Annotated in this window: 10 protein-coding genes and 3 tRNA genes; 4 read left to right on the top strand and 9 right to left on the bottom strand. The window is 37.2% G+C overall.

The window, feature by feature from the left end; genetic code table 11:
* The first annotated feature begins 33 nt into the window (after positions 1-33).
* Complete coding sequence (gene panC, locus AB1278_RS19400; protein WP_330745365.1) at positions 34-882, top strand: pantoate--beta-alanine ligase; 849 nt, start codon at positions 34-36, stop codon at positions 880-882.
* A gap of 183 nt (positions 883-1,065) precedes the next feature.
* Here panC and AB1278_RS19405 read toward each other — a convergent pair.
* From AB1278_RS19405 to AB1278_RS19415, 3 genes are all read right to left on the bottom strand, one after another.
* Positions 1,066-1,138: transfer RNA gene (locus AB1278_RS19405), tRNA-Lys, on the bottom strand.
* Positions 1,139-1,193: 55 nt separating this feature from the next.
* A tRNA-Leu gene (locus AB1278_RS19410) sits at positions 1,194-1,276 on the bottom strand.
* A 35-nt stretch (positions 1,277-1,311) separates the two neighbouring features.
* Positions 1,312-1,384: transfer RNA gene (locus AB1278_RS19415), tRNA-Lys, on the bottom strand.
* 115 nt (positions 1,385-1,499) lie between these two features.
* On the opposite strand from AB1278_RS19415, the gene AB1278_RS19420 reads away from it, so the two are divergent.
* A complete protein-coding gene (locus AB1278_RS19420) occupies positions 1,500-2,015 on the top strand; it encodes a shikimate kinase (RefSeq protein ID WP_202843446.1) in 516 nt (171 codons plus the stop codon).
* Positions 2,016-2,034: 19 nt separating this feature from the next.
* Here AB1278_RS19420 and AB1278_RS19425 read toward each other — a convergent pair whose 3' ends face one another.
* Positions 2,035-2,472: an RNA-binding S4 domain-containing protein gene (locus tag AB1278_RS19425; RefSeq protein WP_202843448.1), complete on the bottom strand. Its 438-nt coding sequence runs from the start codon at positions 2,470-2,472 to the stop codon at positions 2,035-2,037.
* Positions 2,473-2,527: 55 nt separating this feature from the next.
* Here AB1278_RS19425 and AB1278_RS19430 point away from each other — a divergent pair, with 55 nt between their 5' ends.
* Positions 2,528-3,295, top strand: coding sequence for a hypothetical protein (locus tag AB1278_RS19430; protein ID WP_202843451.1), 768 nt, complete (start codon positions 2,528-2,530; stop codon positions 3,293-3,295).
* 63 nt (positions 3,296-3,358) lie between these two features.
* Here the strand turns inward: AB1278_RS19430 and AB1278_RS19435 are convergent, their stop codons facing one another.
* From AB1278_RS19435 to AB1278_RS19455, 5 genes are all read right to left on the bottom strand, one after another.
* The gene (locus tag AB1278_RS19435; protein ID WP_110009518.1) at positions 3,359-4,876 is read right to left on the bottom strand and encodes an FMN-binding glutamate synthase family protein; all 1,518 of its coding nucleotides are present in this window, start codon (positions 4,874-4,876) and stop codon (positions 3,359-3,361) included.
* Positions 4,877-4,930: 54 nt separating this feature from the next.
* Positions 4,931-6,277 carry a tRNA (N(6)-L-threonylcarbamoyladenosine(37)-C(2))-methylthiotransferase MtaB gene (gene mtaB / locus AB1278_RS19440; RefSeq protein ID WP_429816448.1) on the bottom strand — a complete coding sequence of 449 codons (1,347 nt, stop codon included), beginning with the start codon at positions 6,275-6,277 and terminating at the stop codon, positions 4,931-4,933.
* A 66-nt stretch (positions 6,278-6,343) separates the two neighbouring features.
* Positions 6,344-6,934 (bottom strand): DUF1572 family protein, encoded by a 591-nt coding sequence (locus AB1278_RS19445; RefSeq protein WP_411414304.1) that lies wholly within the window; start codon positions 6,932-6,934, stop codon positions 6,344-6,346.
* 84 nt (positions 6,935-7,018) lie between these two features.
* Entirely contained in the window at positions 7,019-9,121 is a 2,103-nt protein-coding gene (locus tag AB1278_RS19450) for a T9SS type B sorting domain-containing protein (protein ID WP_411414305.1), read from the bottom strand.
* Positions 9,122-9,314: 193 nt separating this feature from the next.
* Positions 9,315-10,112, bottom strand: a complete 798-nt coding sequence (locus AB1278_RS19455) for a hypothetical protein (protein WP_202843467.1) — start codon at positions 10,110-10,112, stop codon at positions 9,315-9,317.
* A gap of 203 nt (positions 10,113-10,315) precedes the next feature.
* On the opposite strand from AB1278_RS19455, the gene glgP reads away from it, so the two are divergent.
* Positions 10,316-11,980, top strand: a complete 1,665-nt coding sequence (gene glgP, locus AB1278_RS19460; RefSeq protein ID WP_429816452.1) for an alpha-glucan family phosphorylase — start codon at positions 10,316-10,318, stop codon at positions 11,978-11,980.
* Position 11,981: the final 1 nt, after the last annotated feature.

Genomic DNA, 11,981 nt, shown 5'->3' on the forward strand with positions numbered 1-11,981 from the left:
TTTAGTATTTTTGAAATAGTATTAAAATAAACTATGGAAGTTCTAAAAAACAGAAAAGTCCTTCAGGATTTCATTGAAAGACAGAAAGAAATGGGAAAAAGAATTGGCTTTGCCCCTACCATGGGTGCCCTGCACAAAGGCCATCTTTCTCTGTATGAAGAGGCAAGAAAGGAAAATGATCTTGTTATTTCTTCGATTTTTGTAAATCCAACTCAATTTAACAATCCTGAAGATCTGGAAAAATATCCAAGAGATGTCAACAGAGATATATTGATTCTTCAGAATTCTGGTCTTGTAGATGCAGTTTATATTCCGGAGGTAGCAGATATTTATCCTGAGAAAGCCGAAAGCCAGCGATATGATTTTGACGGACTGGAAAATGAGATGGAAGGTAAATCAAGACCAGGCCATTTTGACGGCGTAGGAACTGTTGTGGAAGAACTTTTCAGACAGGTAAAGCCTGATAATGCTTATTTTGGTGAAAAAGATTTCCAGCAGCTTGCTATTATTAAAAAAATGGTAGAGAAAAAGCATCTTCCTGTTAAAATAACCGGAGTTCCTATTTACAGGGCAGAAAACGGACTGGCGCTAAGCTCAAGAAATCAAAGGCTTCATGAAGACCGGAGAGAAGCTTCTAAAGTAATTTATGAGACTTTAAAAAAAGTAAACGACTGGTTCAGAACTGTTACGATTCCGGAAATCAAGGAAAGAGTAGCTGATATTTTTGATGACCAGCAGGGAATGAAACTGGAATATTTCCTGATTGCTGATGAAAAAACATTACAGGAGACTGATTTTTTCTATAAAGACAGAAGTTTCAGAGCATTTATTGTAGTGGTAGTAGATGGTGTAAGATTAATTGACAATATGCATCTGGATTAATCTTTCCAGATTTAAATACCAGATCCCTGACTTAGGTCGGGGATTTTTTTATTGAATAAAGTAAGGCAAACATTATTTTACAACCTTGATGCATACAAAAATCAAAGGCCTCCTGAAGGAAGCCTTTGAAACACCAAATCACAAAATATTAATATGAAAAAAATTTACTTTTCAGTAAACTTGTGACCCGGCTGGGATTCGAACCCAGGACCCATACATTAAAAGTGTATTGCTCTACCAGCTGAGCTACCGAGTCGGCCACAATTAAAATGAAATAAATTTCAATATTAATTATAAAATTTTCTTTGCAGTGCCTGCGACTGGACTCGAACCAGCACATCCTTAGGAAACCACCCCCTCAAGATGGCGTGTCTACCAATTTCACCACGCAGGCAATAAAATCACAAATTAAGTAATTATTATTGCTAGTGACCCGGCTGGGATTCGAACCCAGGACCCATACATTAAAAGTGTATTGCTCTACCAGCTGAGCTACCGAGTCGGCCACTTGTGCAACAAGTTTTCATTTAAGTAATGTCCCTTGTTTTAAGTGGTGCAAAGATATGACTTTTTTCTTTATCTCAAAACTTTTTCGCAAATTTGTTTAAAAAAAATTCATGGTAATTTCATTGATCGGATACATGGGAAGTGGCAAATCGCACATTTCCAAAATATTAAGCGAAAAAATCGATTTTAAATTAATTGACCTCGATAAAGAGATTTCCAGAAGAAATAAATTAACCATCCCTGAAATTTTCGAGAAAAAGGGAGAGATTTACTTTAGAAAACTGGAAAGGGAGGCACTTGAAGAGATATTGGCTTCTGAAGAAAATGTAGTTTTAAGTCTTGGCGGAGGAACCCCGGTGTATTATAATAATATGGAGATCATTAATCACAACTCCAAGAGCGTTTTTTTAAGAACCGGAGTGGGAACACTGGTGGAAAGACTTTCAAAGCAGAAAGAAAAAAGGCCACTGATTGCCAATATATCAGATGAAGACCTGCCGGAATTTATTGCCAAACATTTATTTGAAAGAAATCAGTTTTACAGCAAAGCACAATTCACTGTCGGGACAGATTCCAGAGAACCGGAAGACATCGTTAACGAAATAGTAGAAAAGCTCTATCTCTAGAGCTTTTTTACTTTTTATATTAATCTTCATCCTCACCTTCACCGCCAGTCTCTCCGAAGAAATCATCCCAGTCTGTAAAATCGGAGTCGATATCGTTGCCTACATATTCATCCATTTCTCTTCTGTCTTTTTTGGTAGGTCTTCCCTCTCCTTTGTTTCTGTAATAGTCCTGTGACATTTTACGAAGTTTCAGTAATTCGTATTGCTCTTTATCTGTGACGTCCTGAATGTGAAGAGGCACCAGCTTTGCTCCAATTCTGCTTTTAGGAATCTGAATTACCTTTATTTTATAATCAATCTGATTCTTACGGATTTTGATCGTATCTCCTTCTTTTACTTCTTTAGACGACTTTACGGCAGACGTTCCTATAGAAACTCTGTTCTTTTTAATCTCCTCTGCTGCAATACTTCTCGTCTTATAAAAACGAATGCTCCATAAAAATTTATCTATTCTCATATTTTTTTATACTTTTGCCGTTATATTATTTGTAAAGTAATTAAAGTTTTTTGAAATGAAAAAAATATTTTTATATATCCTTGCAGGATCTTTGTGTTTTTCTGCTTGTAAGAAAGATGATGATGTATCAACCTATGTAGAGCCGGAAGATGTTGCTACGCAAAACACGTATGATGATCAGGCCATTAAGAAGTTCATGGATGAGAATTATTTGGATGCACAGGGTAATATAAAAGCTTTCAGTTCTACAGATACTGCGGATGATACTGAAAAGAAGCTGTCTGAACTGAGTCCCATAACACTACCTTCGGGAACTATCTACATTATGAGAGACGGAGCTCAGCCACCCGCTGCCTCTGCAAAAACCATTGGAGATACTGATATTATTAAAATCATGGGAAGAGCATACTCTTACCTGGCAGTTAATTCTGACGGAAACACTTCATTTACATCAAAAACCGCTTTTTTAAATACTATTGATGGAACAGGTGTTCCTGTTATTGATCCTACGTATTATTATGTAAAAAAATCAATACTGGAAGCTGGTACAACTGATGCTGCAAAAAAAGCAAAATATTATCAAATCCCTGGGTTCAGAGAAGCTTTACAGAAGTTCAAAGCATACAATAATCTTTCCAGTGAGGCACCTTACAACCTACAGGGAGTAATCATTGTTCCTTCCAGAGCTGCTTTTGCAAGAAACCCTCATTATCCATATCTAAACATGTCTTACAGAAACAGAACTTTTGTATTCAACTTTCAGATTTATGGAAGAGAGGACAGACCTGATAGTGATAAACAGACAACAGAACAACAACAATAAAAAATATTCATACAATAAAAAACACCGTCTTAATGGCGGTGTTTTTGTTATATGTAATGTTGATTACGATCTTGCTTTCTGTTTTACATTTCCTAAAATATCCGGGAAATAAAGATCTGCAAGGTGGTCAAACTCATCTCCTCTCATAAACATGGTGGCGTCTACTTCCTCATAAGAACTTCTTCCTGCAGCGGCAATGAGTTCATTGCAGGTGTGAAGTGTATTTTTATGGAAGTGATATACTCTTTCTGCCTTATCTGTTACATCCAATCCTTTAATAAGCATTTTATCCTGTGTAGCAACTCCTGTAGGACAATTGTTGGAGTTACATCTCAAGGCCTGGATGCATCCTAAAGAGAACATAAATCCTCTGGCATTGTTACACATATCTGCTCCCATAGCAATGGCTCTCAGAATGTCAAGACTGGTAAGAACTTTACCGCTGGCGATCACTCTTAATTTACTTCTCAGGTTATAGTTATTAAGCGTTCTGTTCACAAAGATCAAAGCAGGTTCCAATGGCATCCCTACTCCATCTGAAAACTCCGGTGGTGCAGCTCCTGTTCCTCCTTCTGCACCATCTATGGTAATGAAATCAGGATAAATTTTCAATACATTCATCTGCACACAGATATCTTCAAATTCTTTGGTATCACCGATACAAAGTTTAAAACCAATCGGCTTTCCTCCTGAAAGTTCTCTTAACTGCTGTACAAACCTCAGCAATCCGGCAGCATCAGAAAAAGCGCTGTGTGAGGGTGGTGAAATAACAGTCATTCCCGGTGTGACATGACGAATCGCTGCAATTTCCGGTGTATTTTTTACTCCCGGAAGCACTCCTCCGTGTCCTGGTTTTGCTCCCTGTGATAATTTGATTTCAATCATTTTCACATTAGGAAGGGTGGAATATTTTGTAAATAATTCAGGGTTGAATTTTCCCTCGCCGTCGCGACATCCGAAATATCCAGTTCCGATCTGCCAGCAAAGATCTCCTCCTTCCAGGTGATAAGGTGAAATCCCTCCTTCCCCTGTATTATGATAGAAGTTTCCTTTTTTTGCGCCTCTGTTCAGTGAAATCTGTGCTCTGTCACTCAAGGCCCCGAAACTCATTGCTGAGATGTTAAATAAAGAAGCATGATAAGGCTGTGTACACTGTTCTCCTCCAACCCATACTCTCGGAAGTTCTTCTGATGGTGATTTTGCATAAATAGAATGCTTAATCCCTTCATACTTTCTGTGATTTACTTCCAGCTGCGTACCAAAAGCTACCGTATCACTTAAATTTTTTGCACGTCTGTATACTGCAGAACGCTGGTTTCTTGGAAATGGCTTCCCATCTGTTTCCCTTTCAATGAAGTATTGCTGCATTTCGGGTGAAATACTTTCGAAAAAATACCTGAAGTATCCCAATACAGGAAAGTTCCTCAAAATAGCATGTTTCGATTGGTAAGCATTGTAAACACCCAATGCATAAATTGCGGATAACAGCGTAGGTATCCAATAATGCGCTCTGATCAGTATTGCTATAATCCATGTAGCAGCTACTAATACAATTCCCCAAGATAAAAACTTATCTCTCATGAATGTAGTATTTAAAAGTTTAAAAATAAATTTAGTAGAATTTTAGCAAAGAGCCTACGCTTTTGCTAAAAAATTTTGGTAAGAAGATTGCACAGAAACCGTGCCATCTGACAGGATTTTTTCTAAATTCAGAAATTCGATTTGATTTACGGATGCAGGATCAAAGTCTTTCTGGACTCTCACATAGTTTTCTGTGAAGCCAAACATTTTCCCGTCTTTATTTTCGTGCTCCCAAAGAACAGGCAGCGTTTTTCCCAATTGGGTCTGATAAAATGCCATTTTCTTCTTTTCAGAAAGAATTCTCAGCATTTTATTACGTTTTTTTCTTTCCGCTACGGGAACTACTCCGTCCATAGCTGCAGCTTCCGTATTTTCTCTTTCAGAATAGGTAAATACGTGAAGGTAAGTGATAGGAAGTTCATTAAGGAAATTATAGGTTTCCATAAATCTTTCTTCTGTTTCTCCCGGGAATCCTACAATAACATCTACTCCGATAGCCGCATCAGGCATTACCTCGCGGATCTTGTTCACTCTGTCATTATACAGTTTGGTCAGGTAACGACGTTTCATCCTTTTCAAAAGATCATCGCTTCCGGATTGTAACGGGATGTGAAAATGCGGAACAAAGCTTTTGCTTTTAGAAACCAGTTCAATACTTTCATCTTTCAAAAGATTGGGTTCAATAGAAGAGATACGGATTCTTTCTATTCCTTCTACCTTATCCAGTTCTGAAATAAGATCAAGGAAAGTATGCTCGTGTTTTTTATTTCCAAATTCTCCTTTACCATAATCACCGATATTCACCCCTGTAAGAACAATTTCTTTGATATCTTTCGCAGCGATCTCCGTGGCATTTCTAAGAACATTTTCGATGGTATCAGAACGTGAAATTCCTCTTGCTAACGGAATGGTACAGTAGGTACATTTATAATCACAGCCGTCTTGTACTTTCAGGAAAGCTCTGGTTCTGTCCCCAATAGAATAACTTCCGATAAAGAAATCGGTTTCTTCAATTTCACATGAATGCACTACGCCTTCATTCTCAGATTTCTCCAAATCATCAAGGTAGCTCAGAATATTGAATTTTTCTTTTGCTCCTAAAACCAGGTCCACTCCTTCAATCTGTGAAATTTCTTCAGGTTTTAGCTGTGCATAGCATCCTACAATAACGACCAGTCCTTCCGGATTGGCTTTCATTGCTCTTTTCACGTGAAGTTTACATTCACGGTCAGCATTTTCTGTCACGGAACATGTATTGATAACATACACATTCGCTTTTTCATCAAAGCTTACCTTATCATAACCTGCATCTGTTAATTGACGGGCAATAGTAGATGTTTCTGCAAAGTTTAATTTGCAGCCCAGTGTATGAAACGCGGCAGTTCTGTGAAAAGTAGACATTTGTTACTCCTGAATTTTATGGGTGCAAAGATAGTAATTTTAATAAGAACTCAAGATTGATTCAATCTATTGTTTATATTCATCTCTTACTTCGGGGCTGTTTTGAAAGCAGACGGGCGACGAATTGGAAGCTGTATCCTGACCTGAAAATTTGGTTTTCATTTCTGTATTAAATTCCTGAGATCGGTTTCTGGCAATTGAAAGTGTACTCCAGTCTTCATTTTTTATCATTTTAGCAATATAAACAATCTGTCCGATGTGGTAAGGATAGTGAGCCAATTGACGAAGAACGGCATCAATAACAGGATGTGCTTCTCCTCTGATGTACGTTGTGGAATAGAGATTCTCCTCGTTTATTTTATCAAGAGCATCAAAAAAGCATTCCCAACCCTGTTCCCAAAAATCAAGAACCTGTTGTTTAGTAGTAAATGTATTGACAAATTCTCCGTCACGGTTACGCCAGGATTTCTCACCATCTTCGGTAAGGAAATTAGTCCATCGTGAAAGCATATTTCCTGCAAGATGTTTCACAATCACAGCAATAGAATTACTTTCTTCATTATACTGCCAGAACATCTGGTCATCTGTTAACTGTTCAAAGGTTTTATCACCAAGAGATTTATAGTATTCAAAACGTTTTACAAACAGGTCTTTCATTCTTTCTATTTTATTTCCTAATTTAATAATTTTTAAAACTAAAAACCACCTCAATTGAAGTGGTTTTTTCTATCTGTTTTATTATTATTCTCTGTTTTTCACCAGAACCCAGCCTGTATATTTAATGGCCGTATTCTTTTTATCATTTTCATTCCATGTGATAGAATACCAGTATGTCCCTGTAGGTACTCTTCTTCCACCCTGGGTTCCATCCCATTTGTAGCCGTTGGATCGGTCTGCCTGGAAAATTTTATTTCCATAACGATCGAAAACATTCATGATCAGATTTTGTTTGTTGGCAAGGGCTGAATAGTCGATCACATCATTTATTCCATCTGCATTAGGGGTTATCACATTAATCAAATTAGGTACAACGATTCCAATTTCTATCGGATCACAATCATAGGCATCTTTTACATATACTTTATGATCTCCTCTGGAAAGGTTATTGAAAACATTGGAATCCTGCCAGATGATATTATCTATTGAATATTTATAAGCCGGAGTTCCACCTATTACGGATACTGTGATTGTATTGTTCGAAATATCAATCCCGGAAACAACCGGCTGCTCGGAAGGAAGCACTTTTACCGTTTGTGTCGTCACACATTCTCCTGTTTTAAGTTTTACCCAATATACTCCTATTCCTGCTTTAATGCTTTGCGTAGTAGCTCCTGTACTCCACTCGTAGCTTTTAAATCCGGGTCCTGCATCCAGCGTAGTCTGGTCTTCTGCACAAATTGTCACATCTTTGAGCTTATCAGAATATACAGGCGGAATAACGATTAAAGTAACTTTAGCCACATTATAACAACCCTGAGCATTAGAAACTCTTATATACACAAAGCCATTAGGTGCAATGTAGTTATTGGGATTCAGGATTTCATTGGTCTGGTTAACAGCATCTGTCAATGAAGGATAATATTTTTTTGTCGGATTAGTTTGACCAGTTACTGAAGCATTGACAAGATTGAAAGAAGCGGTGGCTGGACTGGATTCGATGAAGCATGATCTCAAAGTCGTTTCATTTACGACTACAACGGGATAAAATTTCAACGTAATCTGTGCCACTGCAGTACAGCCAAATTCTGATATTACCTTTACGTAAATAACTCCTTCTGCAGAGACAAATGCCATTGGGTTGGTAATCTCATTGGTTCCGGCATTGAGATCCGCCATTGTAGGATAATATTTCTTAGTAACATTAGGGTTTGCAATAACATCTGCTGTGGTTAAATCAAATAAAGCTGTCCCTGCATTATTATTGTTACACTGGGTCAAAGTTGCGTTTGTTGCTGTGATAGAACCATTTTTAAATTTAAATGTTCCAACCTGCTTACATTTGTTGAGCGGATTAGATGCATTGGCCGGATCGGTATAATTGATACTGTAATAATAGACCGTTGTTGTATTGACTGTAATAGGAACTGTAATAGGGTTATTCCCCGTTAAGGCATCATTCTGGCTCAGATGATAACTTACCCCAAAGTTTTGATTTCCATTAAGAATTCCTGAGGATAATGTAGAAAAATCAAATAAAGCTGTTGCAGAACATATGACAACTTCTCTTGGGTCAGCAGGATTGGCAGCCGGAATTCCGGGAGGATTAAATGGCTGGGTCTGAATAGCCGGATCGGTAAATGGTGAAGCCAGTGTTGCAGTTCCTCCCCACGTTAAAGAAAACGGTGCTGTAGTGGAACTGGTACTGCTCACCCAGTTGTCAATAAACAAGTAATAGGTTTGCCCTGGTAAAACATCAAGATATCTGCAATAAGGAGTCAGAGAGCCTCCTGCAGCGCTTAAAAGTGTGCTTGTCATATTCAATCCTGTAGCAGGACCTGGTCCGATAACTGTTGCAGCATTACAACGGATTGGTGATCCTAAACTTCCACAGGTTACATTAGGACCAAAAATCGCCCAGTCATAATCGGCATCCGGATTATTCGGGACAAGGTCGAAGGTAAGTGTACCTCCTGTAGCGATTGTAATTTTATACCAGATTGAGTTGTGTTCTCCCGTAAAATCTATACAGCTTCCGGAATTGACCAGTTCCTTTATGTTACCATATCCGGTAGGACTATACGTGATATTTGAATTTCCGCAAACGGAAAGTGCAGTAGCACAGTCAGCCTGGGCATAGAAAGTATGAGAGAGACAAAGAAGTATGAAAAGTAAAAGTTTCCTCATAGATTTAATGTTTTTATGGTTATATCAGTTACACATTGCATTGATAATCAACGCACATCAAATATAACCTTATTTTAATTAAAAACAATAAAATCTAAACAATTTTACACTATTACAAATTAAAACATAGAATAATTTAAAATAATCCACATTATATCAAATTATACAGCAAATAATCAAATACACATCCTATTTATTTTATACTTGTAATATTTCCACAAAGATTTTCCAGGTGAAATATTTTATGGAAAGGACTTTTTACTTCTTTCAGATGTTCCTTATCCTGAATGAAGGTATATCTTGAGGCAATAGAATTCATATCGGAAACAATCACCAGCCAGCATTCATCTACTGACGTATCATAATAAGGGAATTTTTCGTTCTTCTTTTCAATAAGTTCCAGAATCTTTTCGGAGCACAGTTCATCAAACAGATTCATGCTGTACTCATGGGTTATGAATACATTTCTGCGATGGAAAGATTTTCTCAGACTTTTTACACAGCCTACAGCCTTATTTTTTTTAATGCTTTTATAAATACTGATAACGTTTTCCTGTTGTATTTCCAGATTATCAAATTTGGTTGCCGGGTGGAATTCTAAAAAATAAACACCACGATATTTCGTAGTGTCTTCCTGTTCTAATAATATTTCTGCCTGACGGAACATCTTGTTTAAAGTGCTTTCCACTTTTTTCATTTCCAGATGGTTGATTACTTCGGTCAGTTCTATTCCGATTTTTTTGTCGTTCAGTTTGGCGATAAAGTCCGGACTCTCGCAGGTAAGGTTTTCAAATTTCACTTCGGGAAAATGATGCATAAAAGAGTTGAGAAGAAGAATCTCGGATTTCTTTCTGTATTTTTCACGGTCGTGCAGCGGAGATTCGTCTATGGTACGGTGATACTTCTCTATGGGCTTTTTTTTCAAATGCCTGTTCAGGTAATATAAACTCAGATTCTTGATCAGATCTTCATCAGAAAATGTCTTTTTCATGTGTGATTTTTTTATTTAATTAAAGAACACATGCAGCCATTGGCTTTCATCATTAAAAGTTTTTGATAATCAAAAATTTACACTCTTAAAGATAAGCAAAAAAACAATTCAACACTTAGTTTTTAATTAATTTATCGATTAATTAATGTAAAGTTTATTTTCATAATTAATACCTTTGCCTTTTTAAACACAAACCCACATTTATGGATTTCAGGAATTTCAGAATACCTTACACGATTAATCCTCAATATTCAAAAAAAGCCGTTTATTTCTCAATGGAATTTGCTCTTGAGCAGGTACTTAAAATATATTCGGGAGGACTTGGCTTTCTGGCAGGCTCTCATATGAGAAGTGCCTATAACCTTAAGCAGGATCTTATTGGAATCGGTATCCTATGGAAATTTGGTTATTATGACCAGGCAAGAAACCACGATCAGACTTTACAACCTGTATGGACGAGAAAAATGTACAGTTTTCTTGAGGACACAGGAATAAAATTTCAAATCGAAATCCACAGTGCTCCGGTTTGGGTAAAAGTATGGTATCTTGATCCTGAAATCTTCAATACGGCACCCATGTTTTTCCTTTCTACAGATGTTCCGGAAAATGATCACGTTTCAAAAACAATCTGTCACAAGCTGTATGATGCGAATGAATCTACAAAACTTGCTCAATATATTTTATTGGGAAAAGGAGGAGCCAAGCTATTGGATGAAATGAACATTGAGAGAGAAGTTTACCATCTTAACGAAGCCCATGGGCTTCCGGCAGCTTTTTATCTCCTGAGAAAATATAACGGAGATCTGAATAAAGTTAAAGAAAAACTGGTTTTCACCACTCATACTCCTGAGGAAGCAGGTAATGAAAAGCACAGCTTCAGATTATGTTATGATATGTCCTATTTTTCGGGATACAGCATGGAAGAAGTGAAAAAGATTGAAGGATCTGATGATGACCGTTTCAATCATTCTCTATGTGCATTAAGAATGGCAAGAATGGCTAATGGAGTTTCCCAGCTTCATGGGGTTGTTTCCAGAGCCATGTGGAATAAATATCCGGGAATCTGTGAAATCACTTCTATTACTAATGCTCAGGAATTTAAATATTGGTCTGATAAACCTTTATACAATGCAAAAGATGAAAACGACACAACTGTTTTTGATTTCCGTAAGAAATATCTGAAGAAAAAACTGTTCAGCATTGTTGCAGATCAGACAGGAAATTTATTTAACCCTAATGTCTTTACCATGGTCTGGGCAAGAAGATTTGCCGGCTACAAAAGAGCAGAACTTCTTTTGCACGATAAGGAGAGATTCTACAGACTTCTGAACAATCCAAAATATCCGGTACAGATTATCTGGGCGGGGAAACCTTACCCAATGGACTATTCTGCAATTTCTACATTCAATACTCTGGTTGAAGAAAGTAAAAACCATAAGAATATGGCTGTTCTTACAGGGTATGAGCTTTCTTTAAGTAAGTCTTTAAAACAAGGTTCTGATGTATGGCTTAATAACCCAAGAGTTCCAAGGGAAGCTTCAGGAACTTCAGGTATGACGGCTGCCATGAACGGATCTGTCAATTTATCTACAGATGACGGCTGGATCCCGGAATTTGCCAAACACGGAGAAAATTCTTTCGTTGTTCCTAAAGCAGATTATCAGAATATGAGCATTTATGAACAGGATAATTATGATTTAAATACATTATATGAAATCCTTGAAAACGAAATTCTTCCCACGTATTATGATCGTCCTGATGAATGGAGAAAAATTCAGCATAATGCCATGAATGATGTGAAAGATCATTTCAACAGCGACAGGATGGCGGATGAATACTACCGGATCCTCTATAATAATCAAAAATAGA

The sequence above is a fragment of the Chryseobacterium sp. NRRL B-14798 genome, from assembly GCF_050470705.1.
Lineage (GTDB): Bacteria > Bacteroidota > Bacteroidia > Flavobacteriales > Weeksellaceae > Chryseobacterium > Chryseobacterium cupriresistens.